General features: G+C 59.8%; 15 protein-coding genes. All 15 read right to left on the minus strand.

What is annotated here, in order from left to right:
* Positions 1-117: 117 nt before the first annotated feature.
* Positions 118-1,794: a peptide ABC transporter substrate-binding protein gene (locus ACTQW0_RS04880; protein ID WP_441038752.1), complete on the minus strand. Its 1,677-nt coding sequence runs from the start codon at positions 1,792-1,794 to the stop codon at positions 118-120.
* 292 nt (positions 1,795-2,086) lie between these two features.
* Positions 2,087-2,341 carry a preprotein translocase subunit SecG gene (secG, locus tag ACTQW0_RS04885; RefSeq protein WP_006236144.1) on the minus strand — a complete coding sequence of 85 codons (255 nt, stop codon included), beginning with the start codon at positions 2,339-2,341 and terminating at the stop codon, positions 2,087-2,089.
* A gap of 164 nt (positions 2,342-2,505) precedes the next feature.
* Positions 2,506-4,059: a 2,3-bisphosphoglycerate-independent phosphoglycerate mutase gene (gene gpmI / locus ACTQW0_RS04890; RefSeq protein ID WP_441038754.1), complete on the minus strand. Its 1,554-nt coding sequence runs from the start codon at positions 4,057-4,059 to the stop codon at positions 2,506-2,508.
* A 5-nt stretch (positions 4,060-4,064) separates the two neighbouring features.
* On the minus strand, positions 4,065-4,832 hold the full coding sequence (gene tpiA / locus ACTQW0_RS04895) for a triose-phosphate isomerase (RefSeq protein WP_154517452.1): 768 nt from the start codon (positions 4,830-4,832) through the stop codon (positions 4,065-4,067).
* Positions 4,825-6,015: a phosphoglycerate kinase gene (locus ACTQW0_RS04900; RefSeq protein ID WP_441567152.1), complete on the minus strand. Its 1,191-nt coding sequence runs from the start codon at positions 6,013-6,015 to the stop codon at positions 4,825-4,827. The genes tpiA and ACTQW0_RS04900 overlap by 8 nt, the downstream gene beginning before the upstream one ends.
* Positions 6,016-6,155: 140 nt before the next feature.
* Entirely contained in the window at positions 6,156-7,181 is a 1,026-nt protein-coding gene (gap, locus tag ACTQW0_RS04905; RefSeq protein ID WP_441567154.1) for a type I glyceraldehyde-3-phosphate dehydrogenase, read from the minus strand.
* A 193-nt stretch (positions 7,182-7,374) separates the two neighbouring features.
* Positions 7,375-8,304, minus strand: a complete 930-nt coding sequence (gene whiA, locus ACTQW0_RS04910; protein WP_441567156.1) for a DNA-binding protein WhiA — start codon at positions 8,302-8,304, stop codon at positions 7,375-7,377.
* Between the two features lie 6 nt (positions 8,305-8,310).
* Positions 8,311-9,231, minus strand: a complete 921-nt coding sequence (gene rapZ, locus ACTQW0_RS04915) for an RNase adapter RapZ (protein WP_441567158.1) — start codon at positions 9,229-9,231, stop codon at positions 8,311-8,313.
* Between the two features lie 101 nt (positions 9,232-9,332).
* The gene (locus ACTQW0_RS04920; RefSeq protein ID WP_215674610.1) at positions 9,333-10,019 is read right to left on the minus strand and encodes an N-acetylmannosamine-6-phosphate 2-epimerase; all 687 of its coding nucleotides are present in this window, start codon (positions 10,017-10,019) and stop codon (positions 9,333-9,335) included.
* Between the two features lie 70 nt (positions 10,020-10,089).
* The gene (locus ACTQW0_RS04925) at positions 10,090-11,055 is read right to left on the minus strand and encodes an ROK family protein (protein WP_427728775.1); all 966 of its coding nucleotides are present in this window, start codon (positions 11,053-11,055) and stop codon (positions 10,090-10,092) included.
* Positions 11,056-11,224: 169 nt separating this feature from the next.
* Positions 11,225-12,145, minus strand: a complete 921-nt coding sequence (locus ACTQW0_RS04930; RefSeq protein ID WP_427718650.1) for a dihydrodipicolinate synthase family protein — start codon at positions 12,143-12,145, stop codon at positions 11,225-11,227.
* Between the two features lie 68 nt (positions 12,146-12,213).
* Entirely contained in the window at positions 12,214-13,065 is an 852-nt protein-coding gene (locus ACTQW0_RS04935) for an acetylxylan esterase (protein WP_441567161.1), read from the minus strand.
* Positions 13,058-14,035 (minus strand): acetylxylan esterase, encoded by a 978-nt coding sequence (locus tag ACTQW0_RS04940; protein WP_441055290.1) that lies wholly within the window; start codon positions 14,033-14,035, stop codon positions 13,058-13,060. The genes ACTQW0_RS04935 and ACTQW0_RS04940 overlap by 8 nt, the downstream gene beginning before the upstream one ends.
* Before the next feature lie 80 nt (positions 14,036-14,115).
* Complete coding sequence (locus ACTQW0_RS04945; RefSeq protein WP_154517508.1) at positions 14,116-14,943, minus strand: ABC transporter ATP-binding protein; 828 nt, start codon at positions 14,941-14,943, stop codon at positions 14,116-14,118.
* Positions 14,944-16,959 carry a dipeptide/oligopeptide/nickel ABC transporter permease/ATP-binding protein gene (locus tag ACTQW0_RS04950; protein WP_441567163.1) on the minus strand — a complete coding sequence of 672 codons (2,016 nt, stop codon included), beginning with the start codon at positions 16,957-16,959 and terminating at the stop codon, positions 14,944-14,946.
* Positions 16,960-16,961: the final 2 nt, after the last annotated feature.

A 16,961-nucleotide genomic window follows, 5' to 3' on the forward strand; every position in this document is an offset into this window, starting at 1 on the left:
ATCGCCAGACCGGCATCCCAAAATTACCATCAGCCAGTTTACCCCAGGTTAGGGAGAACTGTATGTTTCCCATGAGGTCTACGTAAATACTTGACCCTCACGGAAGCTGCAAAACTCTTAGGCGAGCTCAGCGGTACCCAGATCGGCGTGCTTCTGCGGATCGACATAGAGGTACTTGATGCGATCGGAGCCGGCGATGGTGTGCGTGTAGAACATCAGCGGGATGACCGGGCAGTCAGCAGCGACCATTGCGTCGGCCTCCTGCATCTTAGCGACGCGCTCTTCGTCGTCAATCGTGGTACGGGCCTCGTCGACCTTGGCGTCGAACTCGGGGTTGTTGTAACCAGAACGGTTGTCGCCACCGAGGGAGTCGGAGTGGAACAGCGGATACAGGAAGTTGTCCATGATCGGGTAGTCGGCAATCCAGCCCAGACGACCGAACTGATAGTTGAGGTTCTGGTACTGCTCGAGCAGGGCAGACCACTCGGGGGTATCGGAGACGGCGGTAACGCCAACCTTGGCAAGGTCACCGATGATGGACTCCATGATCTCCTTGTGGCCACCGTCCTGGTTGTAGGACAGAGTCACGTTAATGCCACGATCGCCGTTGGCGTCAGCGGGAGCAACCTTGTCGAGGTACTCGTTAGCCTTGTCGACGTCGTAGGCGCAGAACTCCCATGCGCCCTCCTTGTAGCCATCGATGCCCGGAGGAACAATGCCGTCAGCGGGGGTGCGGGTACCCTTGAAGATGGTCTTGCAGATGGCCTCACGGTTGATGGCCAGGGAGATACCCTTACGCAGATCGGCGTTGTTGAACGGCTCGGCCGTGGTGTTGCAGGTCAGGTAGTAGGTGGAAGGCTCGGCACCGAGCAGCATGCGCTCGCCGTCGCCCATGGTGTAGCCGTCCTTGGACTCGCCGCGATCCTTCTTGGCGGCGTCGATCTGGGCAACGGGAACGTCGCAGATGTCAAGGTTACCGGCCTGGAACTCCTTGTAAGCGGTCTCCACGTCCTTGATGACCTGGAAGTGGATGCCATCGATTTTGGCCTTGTCGCCATAGTAATCGTCGAACTTCTTGAGGTTGATCTCCTGACCATCCTCCCACTTGCCGTCCATCATGAACGGGCCGTTACCGATCGGGGCAAGGTAGAAGCTCTTAACATCGGACTCGGCGCACTCGGGAACAGGGGACAGAGCCGGATGAGAGGCGACGAAGGGGAAGTCGGCGTAAGCGGAAGTCAGCTTGACGACGAGGGTCTCATCGTCAGGGCAGGTAACACCGCTGAGCTCAGTAGTGTTACCGGCAAGCAGATCGTCATAGCCCTCGACCATGGAAAGGTGATAGGAGACCTCGGAAGGACCATACTCTTGAGCGACAGCGGACTTGGTGCTGACCAGACGCTCCCAACCGAGCTTGAAGGACTTGGAGGTAACGTCATCACCGTTGTGGAACTTGGCCTTCTTGATCTTGAAGGTAAACTCGGTGGCGTCGTCGTTGGCCTCGAAGGACTCGCAAGCCAGCGGAACGATCTCGCCCTTCTCGGCGTCATAAGAGGTCAGAGCGTCAAAGAGCTGGTACTCGACCTGAGTGCCCTGGTCCTCCTGGACATTGTAGGGGTCGATGCAGACCGGGTTATTGATGTAGAAGTTCAGCGTCGAACCGGACTCAGAACCGGAAGCGTCGCCGCCCTTCTTGCCGCATGCGGCAAGAAAAGCCATGGAGCTCGCAGCAAGGGTACCGCCGACAAAGGCGCGACGACCCATAACGGGCTGGTGGAACATAGAATCAGCCATGCCATCCTCCTTATGAGATAGGACAAAGAAATGTTCAGTCGGACATTTGTCGAGACAATCCGATCCGAACTATCGAAACGCCGCCCGTTGCTATGGCTGGTTATGCACAACAGGCCAACGTTTTCAATACAGTAGCGCATTTTATGCACGATTTGGGGCCAATTCCGGTTAACGGTCGAGAATTTCTTTAGTTGGGCGCAGTATGTGGTGATATTCTGACTCTGTTACAAATATGTAAACAAAAAGGGCCCCGCACTTGCGGAACCCTTTTTATTTTTTATGCGATTCGTGCTTAGTAGCCCACGATGCCCTGCGGGAAGAAGAACATGCACAGGACGACGCACACGGCAAAAACAACGGCCATAATTACCGTCAGGCGATCGAGGTTCTGCTCCATGACGCCCGTGGCAGAGCTGGAGTTATACAGCGAGCTAGCGATCATATCCGAAACGCCGGTGCCCTTACCGGAATGCATCAGGACGAGAATCGTCAGCGCCACGGCTGAGACAGCCCAAACGACAAACAGAAGAATCTGGAACGGACCCATAGATAAGCTCCTTAATAGAACAGTTCAAACTCCAGTACTGTACCACAATCCCCCGCTCTCCCCTACCTGACACTCAAGGACGGGGTGGAAATGGCAGAAATACCAAAAAGGGGGTTGTCCGGTTGTGGACAACCCCCTTACTAGAAAACGGTATTTGTTTTCTATTAGGCCTCGGTGGCGAGCACGCGGCCCGTCATCTCGGCGGAAGGCTCCAGACCAGCCATGGTGAGCATAGTCGGGGCGATATCGGAAAGTCGACCGTCCTCGATACCGGTGAGCTGTGCCTTCTCATCAACGATGATGAACGGCACGCGGTTGGTGGTGTGAGCCGTAAACGGATGCTTGGAACCGTCGGAAGCAACGTCAAACATGTGATCGGCGTTGCCGTGGTCGGCGGTAATCAGCGCAAAGCCGCCCTTAGCGAGAATCGCCGGGACAACCTTGGACAGGGCATCGTCAACAGCCTCGACAGCCTTAACGGCCGCGTCGAAGACACCGGTGTGACCAACCATGTCGCAATTCGCGAAGTTCACGATGTAGAAATCAGCGCGGTCCTCGTTGATGGCAGCGACGAGCTTCTCGGTAACCTCGGGAGCGCTCATCTCGGGCTGCAAATCGTAGGTAGCAACCTTGGGGGAAGCGACGAGCACGCGCTCCTCGCCCTCCTTGGGCTCCTCGATGCCGCCGTTAAGGAAGAACGTCACGTGGGCGTACTTCTCCGTCTCGGCGGTGTGCAGCTGCTTCAGGCCATTGGCTGCGATAACGTCAGCCAGAACGTTCTCGGGGAACGTCTTGGGGAAGGCGACCTCGACGTCAAACGTCGGATCATATTCGGTCATCGTCACAAAGTGCGAGAGCTTGATCTGCTCGCGCTCAAAGCCGTCGAACTCCTTGTCCGTGAACACGCGGGTCATCTGACGAGCGCGGTCGGGACGGAAGTTGAAGAAGATGGCCGCGTCGCCCTCGTGGATGCCCTCGTTGTGGGCAGCGAACGGCTCAACGAACTCATCGCCGCGCGGATCCTTCTCGTAGTAGGCCTTGATACCGGCAACGGGGTCAGTATCGGCATCGGACGCATTGACCATGACGTCGTAGGCGCGCTCGATGCGCTCCCAACGGTTGTCGCGGTCCATGGCCCAATAACGGCCCGAGACGGTAGCAACGCGAGCGTCGCAACCAGTCTCCTCGGAGATCTTGGCCAGGAAGGCGCAGAACTCGCTCATGTAGCCGGCACCGGACTGCGGATCGACGTCGCGGCCATCCATAAAGGCGTGAACGCGAACGGTCTTAATGCCATACTGGGCAGCCATCTTGACCAGGGCCTCGACATGGTTCATGTGAGAATGAACACCGCCGGGGCTCATGAGGCCCATGAGGTGCAGGGTCTTGCCCTCGGCCTTGACGTCACCCATAGCCTTGACGAAAACCTCGTTCTTGGCGATGGAGCCGTCCTTGATGGCGTTATTGATGCGCGAAAGCTCCTGAAACACGATGCGGCCGGCACCGATGTTGAGGTGACCCACCTCGGAGTTGCCCATCTGGCCGTCGGGAAGGCCCACGTCCTCGCCCGAAGCACCGAGCGTGGTGTGAGGATACTTCTCGTACAGGCTATCGAGGAAGGGCGTCTTGGCGGCAGCGACGGCGTTCTCGCCGTCGGCCGGAGCCAAGCCGCAGCCATCCATGATGATTAGGAGTGCAGGAAGATGACGCTGTGCCATATGCCCTACTCGCCTGCCTTGACGACCATAGAGGCGAAGTCGGCAGCCTTGAGCGAAGCGCCGCCCACGAGGGCGCCGTCAACGTCGGGCTTGGCAACAAGCTCAGCGATGTTGGCGGGCTTGGCGGAGCCACCATAAAGAACGCGGATGCCGTTGGCGAGCTCCTCGCCGAACATCTCCTTGAGGGTCTCACGGATAGCGCCGCAGACCTCCTGAGCGTCCTCGGCGGTAGCGGTCTTGCCGGTGCCGATGGCCCAGATGGGCTCGTAGGCGACGACGACCTGCTTGGGGCAGGTGATCTCAAGACCCTCGAGACCAGCCTTGACCTGGTTCACGACATGCTCGACATAGGTGCCGGCCTCGCGAACCTCAAGGGACTCACCGCAGCAGAAGACGGGAACAAGACCGGCGGCAACGAGAGCCTTAGCCTTCTTGTTCTGGTCCTCATCGGTCTCGTGGAAGTAGTCACGACGCTCGGAGTGGCCGATGATGCAGTAGGTGCAGCCAGCGGACTTGAGCATGTCGCAAGAGGACTCACCGGTGAAGGCACCCTTGGCCTCCCAGTACACGTTCTGTGCACCGAGGGCGATGGGGGCAGCCTGAATGCGGTCATGAACCGTAGTAATGTCGATGGTCGGAGGGCAGACGAGCACCTCGACGCCAGCCGGCACCTCGGGCAGAGCCTGGGCCAGCTCGTCGGCGAGCTTGGCAGCCTCGGCGACGTCGTTGTTCATCTTCCAGTTACCAGCGATAAGAAGGGTGCGATTAGGCATCGAGAAGCGCCTCCACTCCGGGCAGGGCCTTACCCTCAACGAGCTCCATGGAAGCGCCACCGCCGGTGGAGATCCAGCTCATCTTGTCGGCCAGGTTAAACTTGTTGACGGCTGCGACGGAATCGCCACCACCGATGATCGAGGTGCAATCAGCCTCGGCGACAGCCTCGGCGATAGCCTGGGTGCCGTGAGCGAAGTTGTCGAACTCAAAGACGCCCATGGGGCCATTCCAGAATACGGTCTTGGCGCCCTTGATGGCCTCGGCGTAGAGCTCCTCGGTCTTGGGGCCGATGTCCATGCCCTCACGGTCGTCGGGGATAGCGTCGGAAGCGACAACCTCGGGGACAGCGTCCTCGCCAAAGTGGTCGGCAACACGGTTGTCGATGGGGAGCAGGATCTTGACGCCCTTCTCCTCGGCCTTCTTGAGCATCTCGCCAGCGCGCTCGACCCAGTCCTCTTCCTTGAGAGACTGACCAACGGACAGGCCCTGAGCCAGGAAGAAGGTATAGGCCATACCGCCACCGATAATCAGGGTGTCGGCGGAGTCGATGAGGTGATCGAGAACGCCGATCTTGGAGGAAACCTTGGAACCGCCGACGATAGCGACGAAAGGACGCTCGGGCTCGGCGAAGATGCCGGTCAGCGTGTCGACCTCCTTCTCGAGCAGGAAGCCGGCGACGGCAGGCAGGTAAGCGGCGGGGCCCACGACGGAACCCTGGGCGCGGTGAGCGGTACCGAAGGCATCGAGGACGAAAACGTCGCCATAGGAAGCGAGCTTCTTGGCGATCTCGGGATCGTTCTTCTTCTCACGCTTGTCGAAACGGACGTTCTCGAGAACGAGGACCTTGCCCGGCTCGACGGCGGCGACGGCCTCGGCGGCCTTCTCGCCGTAGGTGTCGGCGACAAAGGCAACATCGAGGCCAGAGAGCTCAGCGAGCTTCTTGGCGACGGGCTCGAGGGAAAGCTCGGGCTGGAAGCCGGTGCCCTCGGGACGGCCGAGGTGGCTCATGAGGATGACGCGAGCATTGTGCTCAACGAGATAGTTGATGGTGGGCAGGGCAGCCTTGATACGGGTGGTGTCGCCAACGACGCCATCCTTGATAGGCACGTTGAAGTCAACGCGGACGAGAACGCGCTTGCCGTCGACATCGATGTCGCGGACGGTCTTCTTGGTAAAGGCCATGTTTGCTTCTACCTTTCGTACGTGTCTGCCTCCCATTACGGCAGACGATTTCTTATAAAAAGGGCGCGACCTTAGGGTGTAAGCCCTATAAGGCCGCGCCCTTTTTTAGACGCTCAACGAGCTATTCGCTAAAAGCCAAATTAAGCAACGAACTTCTCGAAGTACTTGATGGTGCGGACCATCTGAGAGGTGTAGGAGTTCTCGTTGTCGTACCAAGAGGTAACCTGAACGAGGGTCTGGCCGTTGCCGAGGTCAGAGCACATGGTCTGAGTGGCGTCGAAGATGGAGCCATGGGTCTCGCCGATGATATCGGTGGAGACGATGTCGTCCTCGTTGTAAGCGAAGGTCTCGGAGATGGTGGCAGCGTAGGCCTTCATAGCGGCGTTGACCTCGTCGGCGGTAACCTTCTTGTCAACGACAGCGTAGAGGTTGGTGAGGGAGCCGGTCGGCGTCGGGACGCGCTGGGCGGCACCGATGAGCTTACCGTTGAGCTCGGGGAGAACCAGGCCGATAGCCTTGGCAGCACCGGTGGTGTTGGGGACGATGTTAACGGCGCAGGCACGGCTACGACGCTTGTTGCCCTTGCGCTGCGGGCCGTCGAGCGGCATCTGGTCGCCGGTCCAGGCATGAATGGTGGTCATGATGCCGGACACGATGGGAGCGAAGTCGTTCAGACCCTTGGCCATCGGGGCGAGGCAGTTGGTGGTGCAGGAAGCAGCGGAGATGATGTTGTCCTCAGCGGTCAGCGTCTCGTGGTTGACGTTGTACACGATGGTGGGCAGATCATTGCCAGCCGGAGCGGAGATGACGACCTTCTTGGCGCCAGCGTTGATGTGGGCCTGGGCCTTAGCCTTGCTGGTGTAGAAGCCGGTGCACTCGAGAACGACGTCGACGTCGAGGTCGCCCCAAGGCAGGTTGTTGGCGTCGGCCTCCTTGTAGATCTTGATCTCCTTGCCGTCAACGGTGATGGAATCCTCGCCAGCGACGACCTCGTGATTACGAGCGTAGTTGCCCTGCGTGGAATCGTACTTCAGCAGGTAAGCGAGCATATCGGGAGAGGTGAGGTCGTTGATAGCGACGATCTCGGAGCCCTCATGACCGAACATCTGACGGAAAGCCAGACGACCGATGCGACCGAAGCCGTTAATAGCAACCTTTACTGCCATTGTGTCTCCTTTCGTAAGGCCCCCGCAAGCTACAGCGCCCGCCGTTGAGGCCCACAAACTAACCACTCGCCTAATATACCTTTTTTTTGACTTGAATTTCACGAGAATGCTCGAAATTGAAAATCAAATTTGCTTTAAAACGTTTTAAAGCATAAAACAGCAGTTCAAGTACTATATAAACTGCCGCTTTAAACTACCTGCTCGCTTCAATGAGCTTTTCAAGCCGTAAAACACGATGGTAGAGGGCCGACTTCGACAAGGGAGGGTCAGCCATCTCCCCCAAATCACGCAGCGACAGATCGGGATAGCGCTCGCGCAGGTCGCAAAAGACCGCCAAGGCGTCCGGAAGCGTGTCGCGCAAACCCCGCTGTTCGAGCTCATCGATCAACGCAAGCTGATGCTGGGCGGCACCCGCACTTCTGGTCTGATTGGCCAGCTCGGCATTCACGCGACGGTTTACGTCGTTCTTAACCAATTTTACCGCGCGCGCTTCCTCGATCTCGGCAACGCTGCGCTTGGCGCCGACCAGCTTTAGGAGCTGCTCGATCTCCTCGGCGCTCTTAATGTAGACGGCAAAGGATCCACGTCGCGCGTTAACGCGCGCATGGACCCCAATCTGCTCCAATAGATCGCAAATCCCCCGGGCATACTGCTCGCCCTGCACCGCGATCTCCAAATGAAAGTCGCCGCGGGGATCGGCCACGAAACCGCCGGCGATGAGCGCGCCGCGAATGTAGGCGAGCCTGCAGCAGGGCCGGGCGACGATATGGCGCGGCACACCGGCGACGAGCCCTCCCCTGCGGTCGAGAATGCCCAGCAGGACCAAAGCCTTATCGAGGTCGGGCTGGTCGGGCAAGGTGATGAGATAGTTTCGCACCTTATGCAAGACCGACTTGCGGACGGTAAACTCCGTTTTCAGCTTGAGGATGCGGTGCGTCAGCGTAATCATCGTGCGTGCAACGGCGCCCGTCTCGGTCGCGACCGTCAAACGATACCGCCCGGAGCCGGCCAGCGAAAGTGTACCGCTCACACGCGTCAGGGCGGCAAGCGTCGACAAATCGCAGTATTCACATTCGGGTTCGCAGCGCGCGAGCTCGTCACGCACCTCGGCGGTAAACGACATGCAGCCCTATGCTTTCGTGTTGGCGCGCGACAGGTCGCGATGGGAAATGGTCACGTGATACTGGGCGCCTTCCAAATAACGTGCCGTGGCCTCGGCAATGGCAACGCTGCGGTGCTGGCCGCCCGTGCAACCGATGGCAATGGAAAGCTGCGGCTTGCCCTCCGCGATATAGCCGGGCATGACCGTATCGAGTAGCTGCGTCCAGGCCTTCCAAAACTCCTGGGTCTTGGGATGGTCCAGAACAAAGTCGGAGACTTTCTTATCGAGACCGGTCATCGTGCGCATCTCGGGATCGTAGAACGGATTGGGCAGGAAGCGGACGTCGATCATAATGTCCGCCTCGACGGGCATGCCGTGCTTAAAGCCAAACGAGAACACGTGGACGTCCATAAGCTGCTGGTCGGACAACTCGGAGAACGCCATACGCAGCTTGTTGCGCAGGGCAGAGGTACGAAGGCGGCTCGTATCGATGATCATATCGGCTCGGTCGCGCACGCCCTGGAGTTGTAAACGCTCGCGCTGGATGGCGTCGGCCGTGGTCTCCCCCGGCTTGGCAATGGGATGGCGGCGACGATTTTCGCTGTAGCGACGAATCAGCACCTCGTCAGAGGCCTCCAGGAACACGATGTCGCAGCTCATCTCGCGCTCTTCGAGCGCGGCGACCGCATCGAGCAGCTCATCGAACAAGCCCTGGCTGCGCAGGTCGCAGGTGACGGCAAGATGCCTGCCCACGCCCGTATTGATGCCGACGAGCTCGGCAAGCTGCGCAATCAGGCGCGGAGGCAGGTTGTCGATACAAAAATAGCCCATGTCCTCAAACACATGCATGGCCTGTGTGCGGCCCGATCCGGACATTCCGGTGATGATGACGATATCGGGGATGCGCTCCGAGCGCTCCGCCGCATCCATGGCATCTCCCTTTTGCATGTGCTGCCTCCTAAAAACAAGCGCGGGACCCAGCAACCCGGATCCCGCGCGATCAATTGCCTTTATTGAGTATACCGCCCCGAGCGGATACGAGATCCGTCTTACGCCTCAAGCGCGGCTTTGAACCAACTCGTAATACTCGTGGGGTGCGTAATGGCAGTGCCCACGACAACGGCCCAGGCGCCGGCGTCAATCGCGGCACGGGCCTCCTCGGGCGTATGCACGCGGCCTTCGCAGATGATGGGAAGGCCGGGAAACTCCTCGGTCGCCTGGCGCAGGAGCGGCAGATCGGGACCGTCGGCCATGGTGCAATCGATAGCGGCAACACCATGAGAAAGCGTGGTGGATACCAGGTCGAAGCCCATATCAACCGCACGGCGAATGTCCTCGATGGTGGCACAATCCGCCATCAGGAGCACACCCTCCTCGTGCAGCGGGCGGAAGGTATCCTCGACCGACTTGCCATCGGGGCGCGGACGATCGGTGGCGTCGATCGCCACGATATCGGCACCCGCAGCAACGCAGGCGCGAGCGTGACGCAGCGTCGGCGTGATATAAACGCCCTCGTGTCCATCCTTCCACAGGCCGATAACAGGAACCTCACAGCGGCCCTTAATGGCGGCGATGTCGGCAAGGCCCTGGCAACGAATGGCGGCGGCGCCGCCGAGTTCGCAAGCGCGAGACATTTGAGCCATGGTCTCGGGCGTACGAAGCGGCTCGCCCATATACGCCTGAACGCTCACGATGAGCTTACCCTTCAGGGATTGAATTAAAGGATCGACGGTCATAAGGCTATAACCTTTCTCAGAACAGCCTCCCGAGGCATGTCGTCTCGGGAGGCTCCTACAGCAGATACGTTTACTTTAACGAGGCAAGAAGATGCTCGGCGGCACCGATAAGCGGTGCGTCGCCCTCCAGAGAACCGATGAGGATCGGCGTGTCCTGAAGCGGATCGAGCGCTTGGCTGGCATAGCCCTCGTGTACCGAATCCTTCCACGTCTGCGAACGCCAATCGGGTCCCTGGTGAATTACGCCACCCGAAAGCACGATGACCTCTGGATCCAGAATGTTGGCGAGCGAGCCCAAGCTAGCGCCCAATGCAAAGCCGGCATCGTGGATGACCTCGGTCGCCTTTGCGTCACCCGCGCGGCACAGGTCGTTCACGTCGCGGCCAACCGAGGGACGGCTGGGGTCAACACGACCGAAGCGCTCGTCGTACATGCGCCCAATCGACGTACCCGAAGCCACCGACTCCAGATGGCCGGAACGCCCGCAGGCGCAGGGAATGCCGGCGGCAGCCGAGCACTCGATGTGGCCCATATGGCCGGCAGCACCATGGAAGCCCTGCATCACGCGACCGTTCTCGACATATGCGCCTCCGATACCCGTACCGATGCCCAGACACAAGACGGAGAACTTGCCCTTGCCGACGCCCCAATGGGCCTCACCCAGAGCATGAGCCTGCACGTCGCCTACAACGGCAACGGGAAGACCGAGGTCCTCGCGCAGACGCGGCCCCAACTGAACGCCAGACCAGCCGGGCATGATCTCGTTGGCATACGCGATGGCGCCCGTCTTGGGATCGACGACGCCAGCGGCACCGATACCGACGCCAAGGACCTCGACATCGGGATTCGCCTCGAGAGCGGCCTTGATGGACGCCTCGATACGCTGGAAGACGGCCTCACCGCCCTCTTGGGCCTCGGTGGGAACCTCAGCCTCAAATACGGGATGGGGCACGCCGCCATCAGCCGGATATTCCATAATGGCGGTCGCAATCTTGGTGCCACCGATATCAACGGAGCAGATGTACTTGTTCTCCATGTCGCTCTCCTTAGGAGATAAAAACAACTACAGGAAATAAAGGCGGTGTTATCGCCGCAGCTTGCTAAAGGCTTCCCGAGTGCCCGGGGTTGGGGTGAAAGCGGTCGGGCGTTGACCTAATGGGTCACGCTCGATCGCTTGATCCCAAGATCGGGTGCCCGGGAAAGCTTTACAGGAGACCGTTGTCCTGCAGGACCTTCCTAATCGCCTCGACGTTCTCGCCGGTCATGGCCTTCACCGGGCGCGGCATGGTCGGGCTGTCGAAAATGCCCATGAGGTTCATAGCGGTCTTGAAGGCGCCAACGCCACCGGCATAGCCCTGGACGCCCGAGGTGACGTCCCAGATGTGCGAAATCTCATTGAGGCGATCCTGCTCGGCTTTGACGGTAGCCCAGTCACCAGCCTGGGCGGCCTTCCACTGACGCACGTAGCCCTCGGGCTCAACGTTGGCGAGACCCGGGACAGAGCCGTCGGCGCCACCAAGGTAGGCACCGTCGACGACGACCTCATGGCCGGTGAGGATGCTCATCGGATGGCCGTTCTTCTCGTTCTCCTGAACGAGGTAGCGGAACGAGACGTCGTCACCCGAGGAATCCTTGACGCCAGCAAGGACGCCCTCGGCGCCGAGCTTTGCAAGGAGCTTCCAGGGGAGCTTGGTGTGAACGCACACGGGAATGTCATAGGCAAAGATGGGCAGGTCGAGTTCCTCGTGCAGGATGCGGAAATGCTCCTCGACCTCGGTCATGCCCTGCAGGGCATAGAACGGGCAGGTGGCAACGAGCGCATCGGCGCCCAGCTCCTGAGCAACCTTACCGTGCTCAATCATGCGCTCGGTCTCGGTATCGATGATGCCGACCAGAACAGGAACGCGGTGGTCGACGATTCGAACGGCCTCGGCGATGATCTGTCGACGACGCTCGTCGGTGGAGAAAACGACCTCACCCGAAGAGCCCAGGAAGAACAGGCCATCGACGCCGGCGTCGATCATGCGGTTGATGCTGCGCTCAAAGGAGGCAACGTCGAGCTGGTGATCTTCGGTATCGGGAACAACGACGGGAGGAATAACGCCGGTGAATTTCTGAGTTGCCACAAGAATCTCCTTAGTTGTCTGGCGGGTGGCCCTATGCCGCCCACTCTTGTTGGCAGTGTCCAGGCCGTCTAGGCCAAAGAACACAGGTAGAACGCTTGGTTAAAGAAGTCGACGACTTCGTTTTCGAACGCATTGATGCGTTCGTGAGCATATTTGGCATAGATAATATGCCTCCGGTCACACTCAAGACCGTTGAATACGGCAAACTGGCCCTTGGGATCGCTCACGGCATCCATGAGCGATGTACCCATGAGTACCGATCCGCGCACCCGAGCCGACAGCGCTTCGAGGCCGCCGGGAAGCGGATTGGCAACCGCCGTGCAGGCAAGGCCCCGCTCGTCCAGAGCAGAAACCGCCAGCGCGACTCCACCGCCAAGGCCCTCGCCCCATGCAAAGATGCGGTCGGGGTCCATGCCATCAAGATTGCGCGCGACCTTTGCCATTGCACAGCCCCAGCGGACGCGTTCAACAAAAACGGGCGAGGTAACCCCCTGCTGCAGCTCGCTGAGCCCAATCACATCGTCGTCCAGCGCAAGCACGGCATATCCCATGGCGGCAAACCTCGTCATGTGATGCCATCCACGTACGGGTCGGTCGATGTCGTGAAACATCAGGCATAGCGGCACAAGCTCGGATGCCCGGGCACAACCTGAGGGCTCAATCAAACGGCCGTGTACGACTTCCCCGGCAAGTTCAAAGGAAACCTCGGAGTAGCGCGCGCACGGATTGGCGAAATCAATCGCCGTGACAGTCAGTCCGCAAACCTCAAGGTCCGAAGCGGCTGCCTCCAACTCGGAAACATCCGCCAAGGCATCGCCACGCCAATCACGGAAATCGGAGAGCCTTGACGAAACCGTCCCAGAGATCCCCGCAAGCTCGGGGTCAATCAGCTCATTGACATTGCTCTCGCACTTAGACATGAGCCTCCCCTTCCTTGCAGAAAAACGGAATGATCAGATCGTCAAAATCCTGAATCTCCTCGTGGCCAAAGCCCTCAAAGAACTCATGGCGCTTCTCACAGGTCAGGTTGTTGTAGACCGCAAACTGCGTCGCCGGTGGACAGACGATATCGGCCGTTCCCGTGCCAAACAGCACGGGGCATTTGACCATGGGGGCAAAGTTCTTGGAATCGAAATACGCCAGCTTGGCATAGGCCTCGTCAATACGAGTCGAGTCCTCGTCAAACCAGCGAGACCAATAGCGCAGGCCCTCGTAGGCAATGTCGTCGGCATCCAAATCCCAGACCAGGCGGAAATCCGACAGGAAAGGATAGAGGATGGCGGCACGATTGATAAGCTCGCTGTTAAGCGCGCAGGTCGCAATGCCCAAGCCACCGCCCTGCGACGCACCGTTCACAAAAACACGGGCAAGATCGATGCCCTCGAGCTCGCGAACAATGCGGCACAGAATGCGGATATCCTGATGCAAGCGTACGTAGTAGAGATTGGCCGGGTCGCCGTCGATACCGGCAACGATATGCCCGGCAACCGTTGTGCCTTCAAATCCACCAATATCCGCGGAGGGGCCACCCTGACCGGGGCAGTCGAGGGCGACAAGTGCCATGCCCATACCCGCAAACGACGCCTGCTCGAACCAGCTGCGGCTTGCGCCCGGATAGCCGTGGAACTGTAGCACCAGCGGCACGGACTCGTCCGAAACCGGCTTGAGATACTTGGCATGCAGGCGGGCGCCACACATGCCGGTATACCAGAGGTCAAAAAACTGGCAGGTCGCAGCATCGGCAATCGATGCCGCCTCGACCGAATAGTCGATCTCGACGGCGTCAGCCTCGGCCATGCGGTCGTTCCAAAAGAGATCGAAATCTGATGGACGAGGCATGGCGCCCCGATAACCACCAAATTGCTGTTGTAGCTCCTGAGCGCTTGGCATGGCTCGTGAACCCAACCTTTCGAAATCGCAACGAGGGTGCGCCCGGCAAGGGAGCCGGGCGCACAGGAGGGAAAGCGAACCTACTCGCCAAGCTTGGGGTGCAGCAGCGACGGCGCAGCACCGAGCAGCATCTTGGTGTAGGGGTCCTGCGGGTTCTGGAAGACCTGCTTGGCCTCGCCCTGCTCGACGATCTTGCCGCCGTTCATGACGATGATGTCGTCAGAGATGTAGCGGACCGTCTGGATGTCATGGCTAATGAACACCATGGCCAAGCCGAGCTCCTTCTTAAGATCGGTCAACAGGTTGAGGATCTGCGCGCGGACCGAAACGTCCAGAGCCGAGGTGGGCTCGTCGGCGATGATAGCGTCAGGGTTCAACGACAGGGCACGGGCAATTGCCACGCGCTGGCGCTGACCGCCCGAAAGCTGGCCGGGAAGAACCTCGGCGGCAGAGCTGGGCAGACCGGTGAGTTCCAGGAGTTCCTTAACGCGCTTCTCCTGCTCGGCCTCGGTACCCAGGTTGTGGACGCGCATGGGATCGAGCAGCTGCTCACGAACGACCATGCGAGGGTTGAGTGCCGTCGCGGGGTTCTGGAACACGACCGAGATGACGCGGCCCATGTGACGACGATCCTCGGCAGTACGCTTGGTGACGTCCTTGCCCTTAAAGTAGACCTTGCCACTCGTGGGGGCCTGCAGGCCGCACATGACATTAGCAGTGGTGGACTTGCCGCAACCGGACTCGCCGACGATGCCGATCGTCTGACCGGGCATGAGCTTAATGGTCACGCCTTGGACGGCATGAACCAGATTGGGGTGCAGGATCGAACCGGTACGGGTCCTAAAGGTGACGTGGACATCGTCAAGGAAGATAATCGGCTCGACGCCGTTGACCGCAGTCTCGCTCATCTACATCACCTCCGCATGAGGGGTCAAACCATTTGCCTTGAGCACCTCATCGGGGAGCTCGGAATAGAAGTGCTCGGTGCCGGGCACGCGCTTGAAGACCGGACGGGTGTCCAGGCCGATGTGCGGATGGCTTGAGCGGGGCGCGAAGCGATCGCCCTTGGGGAAATCGCGCGGGCTGGGGACGGCGCCGGGCACCTGGTGCAGGCGGCCCGAACCGCTCTCGATGGACAGAACGGAACCCAGAAGACCGCGGGTGTACTCGTGAATCGAGTTGGTGAGCAGCTCCTTGGTGGGCGCCTGCTCGATAACCTGACCGGCGTACATAACCGTGATGTTATGGGCGACCTCGGCGACCAACGCCAGGTCATGCGAAACGAAGATCATGGCAAAGCCGAGCTTGGCCTGAAGATCGTTGAGCAGCTTAATGACCTGCTTTTGGACGGTAACGTCCAGAGCGGTCGTGGGCTCGTCGCAGATGACCAGCTTGGGGTCGCGGGTAAGGGCCATAGCGATCAGAACGCGCTGACGCTGTCCACCGGAAAGCTCGTGCGGATAGCTCTCGAGCGTGCGCTTGGGATCGAGGCCGACGAGCTCCAGGAGCTCCTCGGCGCTGCGGGTGCCGCCGCGCTTGGTGAGCTGCTTCATCTGGGCGGAGATGAGCATAGAGGGGTTGAGCGAGGACAGGGCGTCCTGATAGACCATGGCGATATCGGTACCGCGCAGGCCGAACCACTCCTTCTTGCTCATCTTGAGCAGGTCACGACCCTCCCAGAGGACCTCGCCGGAAAGATGCTCGTCCTCATCGGTCAGGCCCATGATGGCCAGCGTGGTGATGGACTTACCGCAGCCGGACTCACCTACCAGGCCCATGGTCTGGCCGGGACGGACGTCAAAGTTGACATGGTCGACCACGTTGATATCACCGTGGTGCTCAAACTGGATGCAGAAATCGCGGACCGAAAGAATCGGCTCAACGGACTCATCGGGCACATGGCGGTCGTTACGCTTGAGCTCGACATCGCGCAGGGCGCCAAGACGGGCGGACAGGGACTGGGCCTGCTCCTTGTAGGCGCGAACGGGGTCGGAGACCAGCAGGTCGGCCTCGCGGCGCTTGGAGGAATCGGTCGGATCCAGAGCGGCGGAAGGAGCAGCGGCCATAGCGTCGGTAATGCCCTCGGAGAGGATGTTGAGCGCCAGGCAGGTGATCATGATGGCCAGACCCGGGAACAGCGCCTGCCACCAACGACCGGCGAGCACGCCACCGCGGGCGTCGGCGAGGATGTTGCCCCACGTAGCAGTGGGCTCCTGGATGCCAGCGCCGATAAAGGTCAGCGAAGCCTCGAAGATGATAGCGTCGGCGACCAGGGTGACGGTGAAGACCATGATCGGGGCAATGCAGTTACGAAGAACGTGCTTGATCAGAATCCACGGAGCCTTGGCGCCGGAGACGATGACCGCGCGGACATAGTCCTCACCGTACTCGGATACGATGTTGGCACGCACGATACGGGCGATCTGCGGGGTGTACATAAAGCCGATCGCAAAGATAATCGACGGCACGGAGTTGCCCAGGATGGAAACGAAGACGGCTGCGAGGGCGATACCCGGGACAGACATGATGATGTCCAGGATGCGCATAATCGTCTCGGAGACGGCCTTGCGCGAAACCGCAGCAAGAGCACCGACAACGGAGCCACAGACCAGAGCCATAGCGGTAGCACCAAAGCCGATGATCAGCGAGTAACGGCCACCGTAGAGCATACGCGAAAGGATGTCACGGCCCTTGTCGTCGGTTCCGAAGATAAACCCGTTGCCGGGAGCCTGGCGAGCCGTAAAGATCTCGACCGGGCTATAGGGGGCAAGCAGGGGGGCAAGAATCGCAGTCAGGGCGACCAGCACCAGCACGATGGCGGCAATCTTAGAAGACAGCGTCATCTTCTTCCAGCCACCGAGCTTGAGCCCCTTGGAGGCAGCCTTCTCGAGCTGCTCGGTTTGCTTCTCTCGAATCTTTACCATAA

Origin of the sequence: Collinsella sp. LCP19S3_B7 (genome assembly GCF_052121795.1) — a bacterium.
GTDB lineage: Bacteria > Actinomycetota > Coriobacteriia > Coriobacteriales > Coriobacteriaceae > Collinsella.